15 protein-coding genes, 1 tRNA gene and 1 pseudogene are annotated in these 18,277 nt (G+C 64.2%); 6 read left to right on the top strand and 11 right to left on the bottom strand.

Annotated features, from left to right (window positions below; translation table 11 throughout):
- Positions 1–1,743, bottom strand: coding sequence for a threonine/serine ThrE exporter family protein (locus INT40_RS10875; protein WP_193096072.1), 1,743 nt, complete (start codon positions 1,741–1,743; stop codon positions 1–3).
- Positions 1,740–3,020, bottom strand: coding sequence for an amidohydrolase (locus tag INT40_RS10870; protein ID WP_101574294.1), 1,281 nt, complete (start codon positions 3,018–3,020; stop codon positions 1,740–1,742). Before INT40_RS10870 ends, INT40_RS10875 begins: the two co-directional genes overlap by 4 nt.
- Before the next feature lie 176 nt (positions 3,021–3,196).
- Between INT40_RS10870 and INT40_RS10865 the strand changes: the two genes are divergently transcribed.
- Both INT40_RS10865 and INT40_RS10860 read left to right on the top strand, forming a co-directional pair.
- Positions 3,197–3,991: an SGNH/GDSL hydrolase family protein gene (locus INT40_RS10865; protein ID WP_193071243.1), complete on the top strand. Its 795-nt coding sequence runs from the start codon at positions 3,197–3,199 to the stop codon at positions 3,989–3,991.
- Positions 3,988–4,758: an alpha/beta hydrolase gene (locus INT40_RS10860; protein ID WP_193071242.1), complete on the top strand. Its 771-nt coding sequence runs from the start codon at positions 3,988–3,990 to the stop codon at positions 4,756–4,758. Before INT40_RS10865 ends, INT40_RS10860 begins: the two co-directional genes overlap by 4 nt.
- 15 nt (positions 4,759–4,773) lie before the next feature.
- Here INT40_RS10860 and INT40_RS10855 read toward each other — a convergent pair whose 3' ends face one another.
- Genes INT40_RS10855 through INT40_RS10840 form a run of 4 tightly spaced genes read right to left on the bottom strand, consistent with a single transcriptional unit; the run spans position 4,774 to position 8,144 of the window.
- Complete coding sequence (locus INT40_RS10855; protein WP_226831184.1) at positions 4,774–5,616, bottom strand: PaaX family transcriptional regulator C-terminal domain-containing protein; 843 nt, start codon at positions 5,614–5,616, stop codon at positions 4,774–4,776.
- A 47-nt stretch (positions 5,617–5,663) separates the two neighbouring features.
- Positions 5,664–6,584, bottom strand: coding sequence for a tryptophan 2,3-dioxygenase (locus INT40_RS10850; protein WP_101574383.1), 921 nt, complete (start codon positions 6,582–6,584; stop codon positions 5,664–5,666).
- 49 nt (positions 6,585–6,633) lie between these two features.
- Positions 6,634–7,023, bottom strand: a complete 390-nt coding sequence (locus INT40_RS10845; protein WP_193071240.1) for a hypothetical protein — start codon at positions 7,021–7,023, stop codon at positions 6,634–6,636.
- On the bottom strand, positions 7,020–8,144 hold the full coding sequence (locus tag INT40_RS10840; RefSeq protein ID WP_193071239.1) for a M4 family metallopeptidase: 1,125 nt from the start codon (positions 8,142–8,144) through the stop codon (positions 7,020–7,022). The genes INT40_RS10845 and INT40_RS10840 overlap by 4 nt, the downstream gene beginning before the upstream one ends.
- A 93-nt stretch (positions 8,145–8,237) precedes the next feature.
- On the opposite strand from INT40_RS10840, the gene INT40_RS10835 reads away from it, so the two are divergent.
- Both INT40_RS10835 and INT40_RS10830 read left to right on the top strand, forming a co-directional pair.
- A complete protein-coding gene (locus tag INT40_RS10835) occupies positions 8,238–8,849 on the top strand; it encodes an ArsR/SmtB family transcription factor (RefSeq protein ID WP_193071238.1) in 612 nt (203 codons plus the stop codon).
- Positions 8,846–9,190, top strand: a complete 345-nt coding sequence (locus INT40_RS10830) for a hypothetical protein (RefSeq protein ID WP_193071237.1) — start codon at positions 8,846–8,848, stop codon at positions 9,188–9,190. Before INT40_RS10835 ends, INT40_RS10830 begins: the two co-directional genes overlap by 4 nt.
- 16 nt (positions 9,191–9,206) lie before the next feature.
- Here the strand turns inward: INT40_RS10830 and INT40_RS10825 are convergent.
- A pseudogene (locus INT40_RS10825) lies at positions 9,207–10,351 on the bottom strand (low temperature requirement protein A).
- Between the two features lie 182 nt (positions 10,352–10,533).
- Between INT40_RS10825 and INT40_RS10820 the strand changes: the two are divergent.
- Both INT40_RS10820 and INT40_RS10815 read left to right on the top strand, forming a co-directional pair.
- Complete coding sequence (locus tag INT40_RS10820; RefSeq protein ID WP_193071236.1) at positions 10,534–11,808, top strand: MFS transporter; 1,275 nt, start codon at positions 10,534–10,536, stop codon at positions 11,806–11,808.
- A 122-nt stretch (positions 11,809–11,930) separates the two neighbouring features.
- The gene (locus INT40_RS10815; protein WP_226831159.1) at positions 11,931–13,946 is read left to right on the top strand and encodes an ABC1 kinase family protein; all 2,016 of its coding nucleotides are present in this window, start codon (positions 11,931–11,933) and stop codon (positions 13,944–13,946) included.
- 21 nt (positions 13,947–13,967) lie between these two features.
- On the opposite strand, the gene INT40_RS10810 is transcribed toward INT40_RS10815, so the two are convergent.
- From INT40_RS10810 to INT40_RS10795, 4 genes are all read right to left on the bottom strand, one after another.
- A complete protein-coding gene (locus INT40_RS10810; RefSeq protein WP_193096071.1) occupies positions 13,968–14,651 on the bottom strand; it encodes a hypothetical protein in 684 nt (227 codons plus the stop codon).
- A gap of 250 nt (positions 14,652–14,901) precedes the next feature.
- Positions 14,902–14,977: transfer RNA gene (locus tag INT40_RS10805), tRNA-Thr, on the bottom strand.
- Between the two features lie 145 nt (positions 14,978–15,122).
- Positions 15,123–15,995 (bottom strand): DsbA family protein, encoded by an 873-nt coding sequence (locus tag INT40_RS10800; protein WP_193096070.1) that lies wholly within the window; start codon positions 15,993–15,995, stop codon positions 15,123–15,125.
- Between the two features lie 223 nt (positions 15,996–16,218).
- The gene (locus INT40_RS10795; protein WP_193096069.1) at positions 16,219–18,243 is read right to left on the bottom strand and encodes a serine/threonine-protein kinase; all 2,025 of its coding nucleotides are present in this window, start codon (positions 18,241–18,243) and stop codon (positions 16,219–16,221) included.
- Between the last annotated feature and the right edge of the window lie 34 nt (positions 18,244–18,277).

The following is an 18,277-nucleotide window of genomic DNA, read 5'->3' as shown; positions in this document are numbered from 1 at the left end:
TCAGTCGCGGGGTTCGACCGTGTCCAAGGCAATCGTCGATTCGTTCGAGCGCGCGGATTCGGCTTTCTTCTCTACGGCATCTGCCTTGAGGTTCTTCAGCGGCCGGGCCAGGTAGCTGCCGAGCACAGCGCCGACGGCCAGTGCCGCATTGGCCAGGATCGCAGTGAACAGCACGGACAGTCCCACCGCGAAGGAAGTCGTCGCCGATTCGGCGACGATCTGATAGACGGCGGTGAAGATCGAGAGACCCTGCAGCAGCGTGTAGATCGCGGGAATCATGAGCACGATGGCGGGCGCACCCAAGCGCAGCGACAGCGGCCGCGCCAGGAAGCCTGTCACGGTCGAGGCCAGCAGGCTGGCCAGAACGTTGTCGATGGCGATGATCGTCAGCGCCGTCATCGTGATGTAGGAGGCGAGACCGACGAATGCGGCGGGGAGGATGAACCGCCTCGTCGACTGCATGGCGATGACGCCGGCCATGGCTACGACAGCCGCGGCCACCATCGACACGATCGCTGAGATGACGTGGACATTCGTCTTCGGCACCAGAACTTCGATCGGGTCGAGCCCGATCGCCTCGCCGGTGACAACCCCCAAGGCCAGCCCCGAGACAATGCCGGCCAGGGTCAGGACCACGCCCACCATGCGCCCGGCCGCGGTGAGCGGGAAGTTCGTCAGGGCATCTTGAACCGAGGAATACAGGGATTGTGTGGGCAGGAGCAGGACGATGCCGGCGGCGACCAGAAATTGGGGTGATTGGATGATGCCGAAGTTACCGGCCACCATCGCCACCAGTGTCGCGATCGCCGCCTGCAGTGCGGTGATGAAGAAGCTGGGCAACGCGGTGCGGCCGATGAGTCTGCCGACCTGACTGATCATGATCGACATGATGATTCCGAGGCCCGCGGCGATCGGTCCACCGCCCAACAGCACGACGAGACTGCCGACCATCATTCCCCAGGCGCCGGTGACGACCCATTCCTGATAGGGCCGACGCTGGAACCTGATGGCATCCAGACGGCTCCTGGCCTCGTTGAATCCCAGGTTCCCTGCAACCAGATCGGTGACGAGCTTGTGCACGGAACCCAGTTTCGCGAAGTGGATGGACTCGCCCCGATTGACGCGCATGACGGTCATGAGACGGCCATCGGAGGTCGAATAGTGCACGGTCAGAGTGTTCGAGGTCAGGTCCACCTGGGCGGTCGTGAGCCCGAACGCGGCACAGGCCGCGATGACGGAGACCTCGATATCGGAGGTGCCCGCGCCGGCGCGCATCATGATCGCAGCGATGTCGGCCGCGAGGTCGAGGACCATCCTGGCCTCTTCCTCACCAGGTTCGCTGGCCTGCACCGGCGCCTTGTACGGACTGCCTTTGAGCGCCGTGACGATCGGCACCGGCTGGGTGTTGACCGAGGTGCCCGAGACGAGCCGGCCCACGGTGCGTCTGGCTACGCGCTGAGCAACCCGCTGAGAGGCACCCTTATGGTCGGCCTTCGGCTTCGACTTGGCCGTCGTCGTCTTCGGTGACTTCGGGCCCGCGGGGCTGAGGCCCTCGGACGGCAGCGCCCCTGTCGGTGCTTCACGCAGCTCTTCGAGCCGCTGCTGACGGGAGAGTTCGAGCAGTTCCTGCAGCGCCGCGGATCCGGCTTCTGGCTTGTTCGAGCCATGCTCAGGTCCGGACGACGACTGGGCGTCGACCGGTACCTCGGCGGTGGGTGCTTCTTCTGTGTTGTCGTCCGTCACGGCTCACTGATGAGAGTCGGGCCGAATGGGTCCGCCACATCGGCAGTACCGGCTGCGGCGTCGAATTCAAAGACCTTGCGGCCGGATACGAACACCTGATCGGCGCGGGAGTTCAGGTCCAGTGGGTCACCGGACCAGATGACGAGGTCGGCATCGCGGCCCGGGGCGAGTGAGCCCACACGGTCATCGAGTCCGAAGATCGCGGCCGGGTTGATGGTCAGCGCCTCAAGCGCGATGACAGGGTCGAGGCCTTCCTTGACTGCCAGGGAGGCTTCGTGGATGAGGAAGTTGATCGGGATGACGGGGTGGTCGGTGGTCAGGGCGATGCGCACCCCGGCCTTGGCCAGTGCACCCGCGGTCGCCAGGGTGCGGTCGCGCAGCTCGACCTTCGACCGGCTGGTCATGAGGGGCCCGAGGATGACGTCGATGCCCTTATCGGCAATGTAGTCAGCGATCTTGTGGCCCTCGGTGCCATGGTTGATGACAAGGCGGTAGCCGAACTCCTCGGACAGGCGGATGGCTGTGGCGATGTCATCGGCGCGGTGGCAGTGCTGGTCGAAGGCGAGCTTGCCGTCGAGGACATCCGCCAGGGTCTCTTTCACGAGGTCACGTTCGAAGGGTGTGCCTTCGGCTTCGGCGTGGGCCCGTTTCGCCTGGTAGTTCTGTGCATCGACGAAGGCATCGCGGAAGATCTTCGCGGTGCCCATGCGTGTGGAGGGGGTGACGTTCTTCTCGCCGTAGACGCGCTTCGGGTTCTCTCCCAGTGCGGACTTCACGGACAGGTCCTGCGTCACGAGCATCTCGTCGACGATCCGCCCCCAGGTTTTGACGAAGGCGGTGCGTCCGCCGATCGGATTGCCAGATCCGGGCTTGATGAGCGCCGAGGTGACACCTCCACGCAGCGCGTCCTTGAAGCCGAGGTCGCTCGGGTCGATGCCGTCGAGGGCACGCACGCCGGCACCGTTGGGATTCGTCATCTCGTTCGTGTCGTCACCGGACCAGCCTTCGCCATCTTCATGAACGCCGAGGTGGCCGTGGGCTTCGATGAATCCGGGCAGCACCCAGCGTCCCTCAGCATCAATGATCTTCGTTCCGGTGGGCAGATTCTGTGCTGTATCGTTGCCGGATGCCACCGAGGTGATCGTGCCGTTCGAGACCAGGATCGTACCGGATTCGATCGGTTCGACACGTCTGCCGTCGGCATCTGCGATGGGCAGAATCCGAGCATTGGTGATAGCGAAATCGGTGATCTCGGGAACCGGAACCGAACGATACATTGTGCTCCTCTTGCAGTGACCTTCAAGGACGAGATCCGTCTCGATGCGAGTCTACGCCAGGCGATCAGCACTGGTCACGACGCAGGGCCGCCCACATCTGCTGCGGTCCCACCTGAGCTCGACGAGGCCGGTTCAGTATAGTTCGGAGTCAGAGAATCAATGAGAGAGGGACACCGATGCTCGAGACCATCACGTCATATGTCGCGATCGGCGATTCGTTCAGTGAAGGGCTGATGGACCATGATCCCAACCAAGAGAACCGGTACTTGGGTTGGGCTGATCGTCTTGCCGGCAAACTCGTCGACTCCCCTATCGGCAGCCCCGAGCTCACCTACGCCAACCTTGCCATTCGCGGCCGACTCCTCGATCGGATCATCGATGAGCAGGTGCCCATGGCCCTCGATCTCAAACCCGACTTGGTCAGCTTCTGCGCCGGCGGCAACGACTGTCTGCGCCCGACGGCCGATATCGATGATCTGGCCGATCAGTTCGAACGCGCCGTCGTCGCCTTCCGCGAAGCCGGCATCGAGGTGCTCATGTGCAACGGCTTCGACACGGAGATCAGCTCACCTCTGATCCGCGCGGTGCGTCCACGCGTGGGTATCTACAACTCCCACCTGTGGTCGATTGCGCAGCGTCACGGCTGCCACATGATAGACGTCTGGGGTCTGCGCCCGCTCTACGCGGGCGACAATTGGGCCGATGACCGGATCCATCTCTCCCCCGAGGGCCACGACCTCGTCGCCGAGCAGGCATTGGCCACCCTGGAAAGCGGACACTCCCTGCCCGTGACAGGGTTTGCGATGCCGGCGAGACCGACGCGTCCGATCCGGAGCGCAGTCAGCGAGGAGTCGAAATGGGCTCGTGAGCACTTCGCCCCCTGGGTGGGTCGACGCCTGCGCGGTCAGTCCTCTGGAGACCAGCTCGACGCGAAGCTTCCCGATCTGACGCCCGTGCGCAAACCCGAATGAGTCAGGACGAACGCTTCGCAGCTCTCGGTGCAGCCGGTGCCGAGCTGGGTTCGAAGCGGACCGCCAACCGGCATGACTACGGACCCGAGCCCGATCAGTTCCTTGAGGTCCACGGCAACCCGAGCACCGCCTCGGCGACGGTGATCCTCATCCACGGAGGATACTTCCGTGAGCGCACCGATCTCGCCCATGCCCGGCCCATGGCCGTTGCCCTCGCCGAGGCGGGTGTGCTGTGCGTGCTCATCGAATACCGGCGCTCGGGTGGGCAGCCCAACTGTCTTAACGACGTCACCGCCGCCATTTCCTTCGCCTGCGGCTCGCTGAAGGAGTGGGGCGTGAACGCTGCGGCACGGAGCAATCTCGTCGTGACCGGCCACTCCGCCGGTGGCTGCCTGGTGCTGGCCTGGGCGAGCCATCTGAACGAAGACGGCCCCGAATTCCGGCTGCGGCCCCTGGCACCGATCACCGATCTGTTCCGGGAGGTTGCGCACGGCTTGGGTGACGGCGCGGTGCTCGACTACATGGGTGCGCCGCCGGAGACGGATCTGGCACCGTATCTGCGTGAGGACCCGCGCTCACGGGTGCTGCTCATTCCCTCTCGGGCGGATCTGCTCATCGTCCACGGGGACCTGGATGAGACGGTTGACATCAAATTCTCACGGACGTTCCCGGCGCGCGTCACCGTTGCCGAGGGCGCCGATCATGCGGACCTCGTCGACCCCGAATCGTCTTACTTCCCGCTGGTTGTCGAGACGCTGTTGGGCTGAGCTGGTCTGTGCGCATCAGGTGCCGGCGGCGACATTCCTGACGTGAGCGCGTGCAGGTTCTGAGTACGCGGCACGCAGACGTCCGAAGAGTGCAACGCTTCGCATGCCGGGCCAGTCTGCGGGTAGGGCGCTGGGCGGAAGGCCCGGATCGACATAGGGGATCGTCTTCCAGTCATCGACGCAGCGCAGCCACAGGACGAACGCCTCCCAAGGTCCGCAGGCCGACTGCCGTGCTGAGCCGTCGTAGCCGTCGTAGCCGTCGTAGCCGTCGTAGCCGTCGTAGCGGTCGTAGCGGTCGTAGCGGTCGTAGCGGTCGAGGAATTCTTCGTGTCGAGCGGCCAAGGTGTCCAGTTCCCACCATTTAGCGGCCGCTTGGGCGAAGGGTTCGGCCGTCAGCGGTGTCTGCGTGATGAAGATCGTCGCTCGTTCTCGGACGCCGAGGGTCTCCAGGGCGTCCTCAGCCTCAGGTTGCAGATGTCCGGGCGCGATCCACAGCCCGTCGGTGACCGCTCCGAAGCCCAGGCCGGTGAGTTCTCGGCGCAGCTGAACTCGTTTGGGCCGATCCACCTCGGGCAGGGAGTAGGACACGAGGCACCAGGGTTCGTCATCTCTCTGACCGCGGTAGGTGAAGATGCGCCGATCGCCGCGCTCCAGGTCAGTCACGGCGGCAGGGTCCAAACGATAGCCGGCCACGGTTCCCCGCTTCTCGGGAAGGAGCAGGCCCTTGCCCTTGAGCCTCGACACGGCACTGCGGACAGAGGAGTTCGAGACCTCTGCGGTGGCGAGGAGCTCAAGCAGAGCACCAACCCGGATCCACCCGCCCAGGTCACGCAGGTGGAGTCCGACGAAGGTCCGCAGCAGAGAAGTGGGGTTGCCGGGAGTGTGATCGAGAACGACGATCGGACTCAGAGCCCCGGACAGCCATTCGCGGCTCCTGATCCATTCGCGGTCCCGGGGCCGTTCTCGATACCGGTGCGGATGTCGAAGAGCTCGGGGAAGAAAGTGAGGTCGAGGGCCTTCTGCAGGAACCCGACACCGCTCGATCCCCCGGTGCCTCGCTTCATTCCGATGATCCGCAGCACCGTGCGCATGTGTCGGTAGCGCCAGAACTGGAAGTTCTCCTCCAGGTCCACGAGCTCTTCACAGCTCTCATATTCCAACCAGTAGTCCTGCGGATTCTCGTAGATGATCCGGAAGGTATCGAGGAGCTCTTCGTCGAAGGTGTGCGCCACGGACACGTCTCGGTCGAGCAGCCGCTGCGGAACCGGGAGACCGCGGCGGGCGAGTGCACGCAGGAACTCGTCGTAGACGCTCGGCTCGTGCAGATATGTCTCGAGCTGCGCCCGGGCCTCGGGCTCACCATCGAAGACCTGGAGCATGCCGGCGTTCTTGTTGCCGAGGAGGAATTCCACGGCCCGGTACTGCCAGGACTGGAAACCCGACGATTGGCCGAGTTCATCGCGGAAGCCGACGTATTCGCTCGGCGTCAGAGTCGCGAGAACCGACCACTGCTCCGTCAGGGTCTTCTGAATGTGTTTGACCCGTGCGATGCGCTTCAGCGCCGACTGCAGCTGATCGTTGGCAATGAGCCTGCGGGCATCGAGGAGTTCGTGGATGACGAGCTTGAACCACAGCTCCGTGGTCTGGTGCTGAATGATGAACAGCAGCTCGTCGTGGTGGACAGGTTCGCTTACGGGGTGCTGGGAGCTCAGCAGGCGGTCGAGGCTGAGGTAGGAGCTGTAGGTCATCGTCGACCGCAGGTCCGTATGGATCCCCTCTTCAAGATCCCGTTCGTTCTTGGCAGCAGTGGAGTCATCATGAGTCATGACGATCATCTTATTGCATTATTCGTCCGAACGGACTTAACCTGCAACATCAATCTGCTCCGGGCCGGCGCCGTTCGGGAGCGGCGATCTCGCGCACCTGCTCGACGAGGCTCTTGAACTCCCCCGGCATCTCGGCCTCGCCGAAGCGCACCAGGCCGAAGCGACTTTCGATCGCATAGACATACCGGTCGGCCTGACTAGAAGGACTCGCCCCGGACCCGGCTTCCGCGCCCGCAGCCGCCGACTGTGAGCTCGAGTCACCCTGCCACGGAAGTTCTGCCACCTGCGGTCCGATCCGGTCCCGGTGCTCGCTTGAGTCGATATCGAGATCCCACACGAGCAGGAGTCCACCGATTCCACCGCTGCGTTCGACGAGGAGGTGACCGTACCCGCCATCACCACCACGCTGGCTGCTGCCGCTCAAGCCGTCCTCGTTCACCAGCTGCTCCCCACGTTTCCTCGATTCGCGCCCCGCGTGACCCCGACCGCGCCCCAGCTTTGGACGAGCGCGTCGTGAACATCGGAACCCTCGCCGAAGGCCGCAACCGCCTCGGCGATGGTCAGGGCTGCGAAGCCCGCGAAATCGGTGCGGGTGGTGATATCGGGACCGGTCAACACTGCGAACCACACCTGCCCCACGGTCTCCCAGGCTGGACCACCGAGGGCAGTGGCGGCGAGCGCAAAGGCGCGGTTGGGGATGCCGGAATTGAGGTGGACTCCGCCGTTGTCGGACTCCGTGGTGACGTAACGGTCCATGTGATCAGGCTGCGGATCCCTTCCGAGGACATCGTCGTCGTAGGCCGTGCCGGGCTCGAGCATCGAACGCAGTGCCTTACCGGTGACCTCGGGGGTGAAGATGCCGGCACCGATGAGCCAGGTGGCATCCTCGGCGTTCTGCCCGGAATCGTGTTGTTCGGTCAACGCCCCGAACACATCGGCGCAGTGCTCGTTGAGCGCGCCGGGCTGCCCGCGGTATTCGAGGTCGGCGGTGTGGCTGATGACGCCGTGGCTGAGTTCGTGGCCGATGATCGACAGCGACCCGGTAAACCCGGTGAAGACCTCGTCGTCGCCGTCGCCGAAGACCATGAGGCGTCCGTCGAAGAAGGCATTGTCGTAGTCCTGGCCGTAGTGGACGCTGGCGATGAGGGGCATCCCCTTGCCGTCGAGTGAGTTGCGCTCAAAGGCCTCAGCGAAGAGGGAATAGGAGGCTCCGAGCCCGTCATAGGCCTCATTGACTGCCTCGTCGGACACCGCCCCCTCCCCCTCGCTGCGAACGAGGACTCCGGGCAGGGTCTCGGTGCCCTGCGCGTCGTGGACGAGTCGGTTGACTCCAGCGCCGGCACCGATGACCTGAGAGTGCATCGTACCCTGGGAGCCCTGCGCTCCCTCACCGAGCTTGGCCACCGGCGTATAGCGCAGCCCCTCGGCGCGCAGGCTGCGACACGACTCGTCGGAAACCTGACAACTGCGTGCGGCACGGGCGGCTCGAGGGAATTTCTCGCCTCCGCGTTCGGCGATCGCATCGAGCAGGTAGGGCGGAATGACATGTCGAAGACTCATATGACCAGGGTGCCACCTCCGCCCGTGCATCGAATGAGAAATTCATGCAAACTTTTCCTTGCAAAGCTTTCTTTGCAAGTGTATCTTTGCATTATGAGCAACGAGATCAACACCGGAGCAAATCCTCGGACCCTGGGAACCGCAGCACTCAAGGGGCTCGCCCATCCGCTGCGCGTGGAGATCTATGAGGCACTGACGAAACACGGCAAGCAGACCGCGACGAGTCTGGCACAAAGGCTCGGCGAATCGACGGGATCGACCAGCTATCACCTGCGTCAGCTCGCCCGCCACAACCTGATCCGCCAGGTCGAAAGTTCCTCCGGCGGACGCGAGAAGTGGTGGGAACGCTCCCCTGGCGCCATCGACATCCAGCGCCGATCGTCGAAGGAAGACCCGGCGGCGAGCGCCTCGGCTGGCTTCATTCTGCGCGAATGGGCTCGAAACGGCACCCGCACGCTTGAGGACTTCGTCGAAGTCCTCACCACGGATGATCAGCTGAGCGACGAATGGGCTGACGTCTCGCAGGTGCACACGAGCAATGTGCGTCTGACGCCCGATCAGCTGAAGGAGATCACCGACGAGTTCTACCGCATGGTCGCAACGGTCATCGACAAGTACCGCGGCCGCAACGATCCCGGATCCCGTCCCGTGCAGATCCAGTTCAACGCCTTCCCCTTGACCGATGGAGAGGAAACACCATCATGAGCACCCTCATCACCCCGATCCGACCACCGGACTTCCAGCGAGGGCCCGGCAGGATCGTCGAACGCACGACGACCATCACCCGCGAGATCTTCCTTGACGACCCGACTCCCGCACAGGTCCAGACGCAGTCGCAGTCACAAGTCTCCGATGACCCCATCCACGGAATCGACCGCGCTCTGGTCCGCCTCGGCGCGTGGCTGATCAACCTCGGCCGCAGGCATGCCCTCCACCCCTCGGCTGGAACGGCGAGCGCCACAGCAGCCCGCGCCGACGAGATCGCCCGCAGAGTCGATGACGCGAAGGCTCACGACATGAAGCACTTCATTGGTTTCCCGTACTGAGCTCAGACTCCCGGACTCACGCCCTCACCTCGGCGCCGGTGGATGATTTGTCCCCCTTGGGCGACGCCACAACAAGCGTGATGACGATGATGACCATGAAGAAGGTCGTGAGGAACGTCGGGATCGGGATGAGCGGATCGCACAGCACGAGGACCGCACAGATCGGCACGATCGCATTCACGACCCCACCGGCGCTGGGCCTGATCGCCAGCATCCACACGCCGAGGACGAAGACCGCGATCGGCACAGACACCATGAAGGTGGCGAGGTCCGGATCGATGGCACTGTTGCCCAACTGCGAGTCGACCTCGATGCCGACGCCAGCGGAGAATGCTCCTGCAGCGGCAAAGATGGCGTAGTGGCCGTAGCCGAACCGCCGAGACCGCCGATGGCCCGGTGGTGAGGCGGCCAGAAGTAGATCCACCACATGGCCGCGGTGACGATGAGGCTGAGCACGCCCAGAGACACCAGTGAAACGATGTCCTCACTGTCCTCGAAGGCCCCGAAGACCGCGTTCGCCGAGGCCAGCATGGATTCGCCGAGGACGATGATCGTGAAGCAGCCATAGCGTTCGGTGATGTGCTCCGGATGCCAGGACGTCGTTCCCCGCGCTTCCGCGATGACGGGGATGGCCACCTCAGCGAGGACGAGAATGAGAAAGACCAGCGTCGACATCATGCGATCGTCGATGATCATCCAGGCCACCCACAGCACCTGCACGATGCCGATTCCGCACGCGTAGATAACGGTCGCGCGACGGGCACGACCCGCATGCAGTGAAGCCCGCAGCCACTGCGCAATCATGACCACTCGCATGAGGATGTAGCCGATGATCAGGATGAGGAAGTTCTCGTCGGCGAAGACCGGCCCGATGCCGGCCGCCAGAATGAGCACGCCGCCCATCTGCACGATCGTCATCACCCGGTAGAGCCAGTCGTCGGTGTCGAACGAGGTCGCGAACCACGTGAAATTCATCCACGCCCACCAGATCGCGAAGAAGATCATCAGATACTTAGCCAGGCCCTCGCCGAGGTGGCCGGCCGTGACCGTGTCATGCAGGTGAGACGCGGCGATGGACACCGCGATAACGAACACGAGGTCGAAGAAGAGTTCGAGCGAACTCGCTGCACGGCCTTCTTCACCGGGGTCACGGGGCCGCATCGGGACGAGACGGAATCTGGACGGAAGCGCCGCCGCACTGGTCATGTCGATCACTTTCGCATAGGGGCTGAGTTGGGCGGGATTGGGAGCGTAGTCGGGACGAGGCCGAGGACTTTCGCTGGGGACAGTGTAGACGCCGGACAGCAACCACCCCTGCCATCTCACACGTCTAGACTGGTCAGGTGCTCAAACCGATCCTGTGGCCGATCCTCGCGCCCTCACTCCTCTTCGCCGTGGGTTTGGGCTCGATTCTTCCGATCGTGGTCCTCGGCGCGCTCGACCTGGGGTCGACTTCCTCGTATGCTGCCGCCGTCGTCGGCATCATGGGTGCGGTATCTCTGGTGGCAACGGTGCCAGCGGGAATCCTCATCGACCGCCTCGGCGATTTCCGGGCGATGCTCGTGGCCACGATCACAGCGATCATCGTCCTCGCCGGCATCGTCGCGGCATTCATCTGGGATTCCTCGGCCTCCCTGATCGTCTACACGATCGCGCTCATGCTCTTCGCCCCGGTCGCCGATGTGTGGAACCTGGCCAGGCAGGCCGTCGTCGCCGAGGTGATGCCGGCGAAGGACCTGGCCAAGGCGATGACCGCGCTGGGCGGCACGCAGCGGGTGGGCAACCTCATCGGACCCATCGTCGGCGCCGGCCTCATGCTCGTCTTCCCGCTGTGGTCGGTCTTCGTCTTCGCCGGTGCCGCGTCCATGGCCGCCATGCTCGTCATGGCCCTGCCCATCGCCCACATCCCCGGCTACTCGGACCGCGGGGCTGCTCGTTCCGGGGCGACTGCCGGTTCCGGTGCGACGGCTGTTGCGTCGACGGATCCCACCCTCGCCGAGGCGGCCCGACCGAGCGCACGCAAGCCCCCTCGTCCTCCGCTGGAGGTGAGGTGGAAGGCCGTGGTCCTCATCGGGATCTCGATCATCGCCCTCACCGTGGCCCGGTCGGCTCAGCCCGTGGTGATTCAGCTCTGGGGTGTTGAGATCGGGATGCACGAATCCTCGATCTCCCTGCTCATCGCCTTCGGTGCCGGACTCGAGCTGGGCTTCATGTTCCTTGGTGCCTACATCAAGGATCACCTTGGCCGGACGACGACGCTGGTGGCCTGCCTGACGATCTTCGGCTCCGGCTTCATCGTCATGGTGCTGCGTCCGGACCTGATCGGAATGATCACTGCGGCCTCGGTCATGGCATTGGGCAACGGGCTGGGAGCTGGTGTGAACATGACGATCGGCGCAGACCTGTCACCGGCGATCGGACGCGCCCGCTTCTTAGGGATCTGGGCGATCTTCTCCAACGGCGGCAAACTGGCGGGCCCGACCCTCATCTCCTTAGTCATCACCGTCACCTCGCTGCGGGTCGGGATCCTCTTCCCGGGACTCTTCGCCGTACTCGGTGCGGTGTGGGCGCTCATCTGGTCCCAGAAGATCGGCCTGCCCAGCCGACGTCGCCGTTGATCGCGGCCACGCCGATCTGCGCCTACCGATCTGTGCCCTTCGAACACGAGCACACCGTTTAGGCTGGTGATGAACGGTCCCAGGCACTGGGAACATTTGGACACTTGGAAGGAGGGGTGGACATGGCCGCCCTTGATTTCGGAGCCTTCGTGCTGCTGAGCATTGCCGCCCTGCTGTTCCTCTTCCTCCAATCCTGGCTGGCTGCGACCGTTGTGCGACGCGTCGTCGGCGTCCCGACAGGGTGGCCGCGGACCATCGGAGTGGGCCTGGTGATGAGCGCCGTCATGGCGCTGACCGTGCAGTACCTCTACCGCGCCGGAACGGGACAGAACCCGGGTGGGCTAGATGTGGCCCCAGGGGTCGCACTCATGCTCCTGCTCCTGGCCACCGGGTGGATCTTCGCGCTGGGAGTCGGCGCTCTCGTCGTCATCGAGGCCGCCTTCCCGACAGGATCGGTGCCCGGCCCGCAGTCCCTGTTCTTCGGGTGGAAGGCACGCAGGCGACGCGGTCGACGCTACGCCGAGGTCGTCTCCATCGCCGTCCGTCACGGCCTGGGTTCACAGATCCGCGGCTTCGGTCGCGGTGCGGCCCCGGGACGTGAGGCGAAGACGGCCCGCGCACTGAAGAACTCACTGTCCGAGGCTGGTGTCACCTTCGTCAAGCTCGGCCAGATGCTCTCGACGCGTCGCGATGTGCTGCCGCCCGCCTACGTCCACGAGCTGGAGATGCTGCAATCGCAGGTCTCCCCCGAATCATGGTCGGTCATCGAACCGGCGATCGTCGAGCGCATGGGCAGGCCTCTGAACGAAGTGTTCTCCCGCATCGACGCAACACCGCTGGCCGCGGCCTCCGTGGCACAGGTCCATGAGGCCACCCTCCTCGACGGCACCGATGTCATCGTCAAGGTTCAGCGGCCGAAGGCTCTCACCCAGGTCAATCAGGACCTCGACATCATCCTGCGTCTGGCCAGCTGGCTGAACAAGACAACAGTGTGGGGCCAGGACTTGGGTATCGAGAATCTGGCCAAGGGGTTCGCCGCTTCTCTTGAGGAGGAGCTGGACTATCGGATCGAACTCGGCAATATGCGCACCATCGAGGACACCCTGAGACGCTCAGGCAAGTTCTCCGTAACAGTGCCCCACGGCTATCCGGAGCTCTCGAGCGAACGCCTCCTCATCATGGACAAACTCCCGGGGCGCCCGGTGTCCTCGGCGGGCAAGCTCCTCGCCGAGCTGTCAGACAAGGAGCGCAAGGCCCTAGCCACCACACTTCTCGGCGCGACACTCGAACAGATCATCACCGATGGCGTCTTCCACGCGGACCTGCACTCCGGCAACATCTTCATCATGCCCGACGGCGGCCTGGGGCTGCTGGACTTCGGTGCGGTCGGCCGACTCGACCCCGGAACGCAGACGACCCTGGGACTCATGCTCTACTCCATCGACCAGAACGACAGCGCCGGAGCCACGGACTCCCTCATCGAACTGCTTGGGCGACCGGAGAGCCTCGATGATCGGGCCGTGGAACGTGCGGTCGGTGAGCTGCTCACCCGCTACGGCGGCGGGAATCACTCCTATAACGGGCAGAAGCTCTTCGACGATCTGTTCAACCTGGTCCTGGCCCACCGGTTCTCCGTCCCGGCCCCGATCAGCGCGGCCTTCCGGGCCCTGGCATCCGTCGAGGGTGCGCTCCTCGTCATTGATCCGAGCTTCGACGTCGTCGCCGTCGCCCGCGACGAGGGCAACCGGCTCATGCGCAGCAAGCTGAAGTCCACGAAGATCACCGAGGAGTTGCAGCGACGTGCTATGCAGATCCTGCCGATGATCGACCGCATGCCTCGGCGGATCAACAAGATCACCGAGGACCTTGAGCAGGGGCGCTTCTCGATGAACATGCGAGTGCTCGAAAACACCTCCGATAGGCGGTTCCTCACCAGCCTGTTCCAACAGCTCATCGTCGCTGTCCTGGCCGGAGCCGCCGTGCTCGGATCGATCATGCTCATCACCAGCGAAGAGGGGCCCCTGCTCACCGAGGGCATCCACCTCTACGCGTTCTTCGGCTTCGTCCTGCTGTTCGGCGGCTTCGTCCTGAGCATGCGCTCACTCATGCTCGTGTTCAAACGCGGTGTCGACGGTTAGAACCGCTCGCGGTCTCACAGCCTAGGAGGCGGGGACTCCGAACTCGGATGTGAATTCCGGTATCTTCTTGTCCTCTCCGAGCACCTTGGCCTCTGGACGAATGTAGGACCCCTTGAGCTCGTCAGCTGTTTCACTCACGTAGATCGGAATGTAGCCCGTGTGGTCTCCATCGCGGCGTGGCGCGCGGTCGAAGTACTCATAACCTGCCTCTTCGAGTTCGTCTTTCGCGCTCGACGCGTAGTTGGCCTCTTCGCCTGCACTGTCGAGGTAGAAGTCCGCAGCGCTGATGGTGCCGCCATAGCTCTTCCCCGGCACGACCTTCACTTCGATATAGACCATTTCCCCATCTGGGTTGTCGGTCGCTTCGTAGTACTCAGTGGGGTTGTCGCGGACCGCAGACACGACGGTGACAACGTCTCCGGTCTCCTTATCGGTGAACTCCGCACCAACCTTGACCTCAGCGCCCTCAGCCTTGTCGCTGGCATCCTCAGCGCTGTCCGATTCCGCTGTCTCCTCCGGCGTCTGCTCTGCTTCCTCTCCTGCTTCGAGAGCTTCTTCCTGCCCTTGACCGGGCGCTGCATCGCTGGGGGCTTCATCCACGGCCGAGTCGTCAGTGCCACAGGCCGACAATGCCAGTACGGCGGCAATGGCCAGGGCTGAAGACTGGGTGAGGAATCGGGCTGAGTGTCGTCCGGTGCGGTTCATCGGTGTCCCTTTCGAAATGATGGGCGCTGCATGAGCTGTGCGATTGACGACTCATTGGCCCTGACAAGGAAAGACTCTATAGTCGGCGACCCCGGAAGCAGGTGACGATCACAGCACACTGTGTAGCGGATCTGCCACAATTCCTCGCGACGATGCTTCGACGCCGGCTCTGACAGTGTCTGCCGCACCCTGGCCCGCAAGATGGCGCAAAAGAACCGGGCCAGACAGTTTACTGTCTGACCCGGTCAAGTGGAGCCCCCCATCGGACTCGAACCGATGACCTTCGCTTTACAAGAGCGGTGCTCTACCAACTGAGCTAGGGAGGCGTGGCGGCGAAACGATGCCGTCTGCGCCTACACGATAGTAGTCCATTCACCTTCGCCGCGACAAAACGGATGGTGGACGGACGCCACGATCGCGCAGCGGTCGACCACCACCTCGGCGCTGGTCGACCGCTGCTCGTGAAGTCGGTCAGCCCTTGATCTCGCCGGTGGCCTTGAGGATCTCCAAGGTCAGAGCCTGCGGATCGCTGGTCTTGTCGGTGTGCTTGCCGTTGATGAGCACCCACGGAGTGGCTTCCACGCCGTTGTCCAGAGCCTCCGAGGAGGTCTTCTTGACGTAGTCCTTGAACGTCTGGTCCGTGACGCAGCTCTTGACGGTCTGCTCGGGATCGGACTTGAGCTTCTTCGACGTGTCGACACCAGCATCCTCGGCGACCTTGAGCAGCTGCTCATCGGTGCGGCCGTTGCCCTGTTCTTCGGGCTGCTGAGCATACATCGCGGGGAAGAATTCCCTGATGGTTTCGGGCTGGGAGTCGATGACGCAGGCCGCCAGGTTGGCAGATCTAGTCGAGTACTCGTTGCCGGTGGACATGCGGTCGAGGATCGATACCGGTTTGTATTCGAGTACGATCGAGCCTTCGTCTGCGAGCTTCTCCAGCGTCGGCGCGTTGGCGTCCTCGAACGCCTTGCATCCGGGGCACTGGAAGTCGAGGTAGACGGTCACTGTGGCGGCATCTTTCTTGACGCCCGCGTCGGCAGGGCTCGGCAGATCCGACTCTTCGCCCTTGGGCATCTGCTTCGGCTGCACCACTTCGCCGTCCTTGGCCATGCTGACACCGCCGGCGACGACGTTGGCTGGCGTGATCCCCGGCTTGCTCTGCTGGAAGATGAGAACACCGACGATCGCGGCCACGACGACCACCACAACGCCGATCCCCACATAGAGGATGGTCTTGGCAGTCCTCTCCTTCTTGTTCTGAGCCTCCGCGATCCGGCGCGCGTTCTCACGGGCCTGGTTCCGCCGATTGTCACCGGACTTGTCACCGGAGTTGTTCTTCGCCATGGTTCCTCACGTTGCGATTGTCTGACGTCGGCCCAGCCTCGGACCGTGGGGAATCGGGTCGATATACGTGTCCCGACCGTCCCACCTTACCCAAACGGGTAGTGCCCCGACTCCCAGTGAAATTCAAGGATCACCGACACCGGCTCCAGCAGATGCCTGCGCCGGGTCCCGCGGACGCCGGCACCGGGTTCGGTCAGCTGCCTGCGCCGGACACGGCAACTTCCTAGACCGGGCCCGGCAGATAGGTGAATGGGTTGGTCGACAGGGGCCACCAGGTCATGCCGGCGTCCGACTGGATGACCATGATCGCAACGATGATGAGGAGCGCGATCGCCGACAGTGCGATCAGCCTGCCCAGCCGGTTACGGGTCACCCCGGAGACCATAAGCCGCGACCCGTGTCGCAGACTGCCCGCGCCGGGCCCCAGCCACAGCACGAGGCCACCGGCAGCACCGGCCGCCCACACCGACCACTGTTCGGAGTATCCGCTGGGCACGATTTCGGCAATGTCGAGTCGGGTGAGCACGAGCATTGCGACCCCCGCGATGGCCGGCAGGATGAGTGTTGTGATCGAGGTCAACACCGAGGCCAAGATCGCACCCGGCGCCGAGGCGAGCGAACGCAGGAATCCGCGGCCGTTCGTTCCGCGTTCGAACCGATGCTTCTGTGCCTTGCGGTCCAATCGGGTGCCGGTTCGCGCCAGTATCGACCACAGGAACACGAAGAATGTGACGAGCAGGGGACCCAGCGGCATGATCGTGATGGCCAACAGGATGAGGGCGAAGACCACCCATCCTCCGGTCCGGATCGTCCGGTAGGTCATCGGCCCCCACCCGTAGTCGGGTTGACCTGGCTGCCCCTGTTGACCGGGCTGGCGCAGTTGGCCTGGCTGCCCCTGTGGGACTCCGGTGCCATTGTGATCGGGTCGGGCGGTGCCCGGACCGGCCAGAGATCCACCCCGTCCGGCTGGAGGTCCGGCAACTCCATATCCTGACCCGCCGAGGTTGGTCCCGGCCATCGCTGAGCCCGGACCTGATTGGATGCTTCCGTTGGGATTGCGCACAGGTGGTGCGGTGCCCCGGTTCGTCACGGCCGGGCTTCCCTGCCTGCCTGGCATCTGGCCGTGCGGGGAGAAGCCCTGCCGTGGGTATGCTTGCGGATTCGTCCCACCGGGGCCTGCAGCTCCGGGGGTGGAAGCGTTCGGGTTCAGCGCCGAGCCTGGGGCGCCACCGCGCGGCGATCCGTGTCCGGTCGCGCCATAGCCCGAGACATCGTATCCGCCAGCTCCGCCATAACCACCGGCTCCTTCATAGGCCGCGGCACCGCCTGCAGCAGCACCGAGGGCCGCGGGCCCACCGTAGCCTGACCCGTTGCCGTCGACCGCGGGCATCCGCGCGGTCCCGGTCGGCGAGGCCTGGTTCCAGCTGCCTGCGGCCGGTCCGGAGCCCAGCTGCGGCGCACGCCCGGACTCGATGTCGACGAGAGCGTCGAGGATCATCTGGCCACTCGGCCTGCGCTCGGGTTTCGGGTCGAGGCAGGCTGCGATCAGGGGAACGAAGTTGCGGGGAGCGTTCTCCAGGTCGAACTTACCCATGGCCACGCGCCCCAGCACCGCTTCGAGAGGACCGGAGCCGTAGGGGTTGCGGCCGGTGGCGGCGTAGGCCATGGTCGCGGCCCATCCCCACCAGTCGGTCTTCTCGCTCGAGGTCTTGCCGTCGGCGATCTCCGGAGACAGGTATCCGGGTGTACCCATCACGAGGCCGGTCGCGGTCACCCGCACCTCGTCGGCGACCTGGGCGATGCCGAAGTCGATGACCATCGGTTCGCCGTCCATGATCATGACGTTCGCGGGTTTGAGGTCACGGTGGATGACACCGGATTCGTGGACCGCGTTGAGGGCGTCGAGGAGAGCGTGGCCGAAATGGACGAGTTCGTCTTCGGCGAAGGGGCCATTCTCTCGCACGTCATCGGACAGGGTCTGGCCGTCGACGAACTCGGTGATGATGAAGGGCTGTGCGGATTCGAGTTCGGCGTCGAGCACCTCGGCGATTCGGGGATGTTTGATCCTTCGCAGGGTCCTGACCTCGCGCCCGAGACGTTTTCGGGCGGTCTCGTCATTGGCGATGTGCGGGTGCAGAACCTTCACGGCGACAGGGTTGTTTCCGCCGTCGACACCGAGATAGACAACACCCATACCGCCCGCACCGAGCTCCTCGATGAGGCGGTAGCCTCCCAGATCCTGACCCATCACCCTGCCAAGCGTAGTCGAGCGAGTACAGTTC

It is taken from the genome of Brevibacterium sp. FME17, from assembly GCF_014897515.1.
In the GTDB taxonomy this organism is placed as follows: domain Bacteria; phylum Actinomycetota; class Actinomycetes; order Actinomycetales; family Brevibacteriaceae; genus Brevibacterium.
The sequence above is the reverse complement of the archived record's forward strand: the minus strand, read 5'-3'. Positions and strand labels throughout refer to the sequence as shown.

Excerpts from the sequence above, each read along its gene's own strand:
- INT40_RS10870 (WP_101574294.1), bottom strand. The coding sequence starts at position 3,020 with ATGTATCGTTCGGTTCCGGTTCCCGAGATCACCGATTTCGCTATCACC.
- INT40_RS10815 (WP_226831159.1), top strand. The coding sequence starts at position 11,931 with ATGGCCGCCCTTGATTTCGGAGCCTTCGTGCTGCTGAGCATTGCCGCC.
- INT40_RS10800 (WP_193096070.1), bottom strand. The coding sequence starts at position 15,995 with ATGGCGAAGAACAACTCCGGTGACAAGTCCGGTGACAATCGGCGGAAC.
- INT40_RS10850 (WP_101574383.1), bottom strand. The coding sequence starts at position 6,584 with ATGACTCATGATGACTCCACTGCTGCCAAGAACGAACGGGATCTTGAA.
- INT40_RS10810 (WP_193096071.1), bottom strand. The coding sequence starts at position 14,651 with ATGAACCGCACCGGACGACACTCAGCCCGATTCCTCACCCAGTCTTCA.
- INT40_RS10865 (WP_193071243.1), top strand. The coding sequence starts at position 3,197 with ATGCTCGAGACCATCACGTCATATGTCGCGATCGGCGATTCGTTCAGT.
- INT40_RS10835 (WP_193071238.1), top strand. The coding sequence starts at position 8,238 with ATGAGCAACGAGATCAACACCGGAGCAAATCCTCGGACCCTGGGAACC.
- INT40_RS10840 (WP_193071239.1), bottom strand. The coding sequence starts at position 8,144 with ATGAGTCTTCGACATGTCATTCCGCCCTACCTGCTCGATGCGATCGCC.
- INT40_RS10860 (WP_193071242.1), top strand. The coding sequence starts at position 3,988 with ATGAGTCAGGACGAACGCTTCGCAGCTCTCGGTGCAGCCGGTGCCGAG.
- INT40_RS10830 (WP_193071237.1), top strand. The coding sequence starts at position 8,846 with ATGAGCACCCTCATCACCCCGATCCGACCACCGGACTTCCAGCGAGGG.
- INT40_RS10795 (WP_193096069.1), bottom strand. The coding sequence starts at position 18,243 with ATGGGTCAGGATCTGGGAGGCTACCGCCTCATCGAGGAGCTCGGTGCG.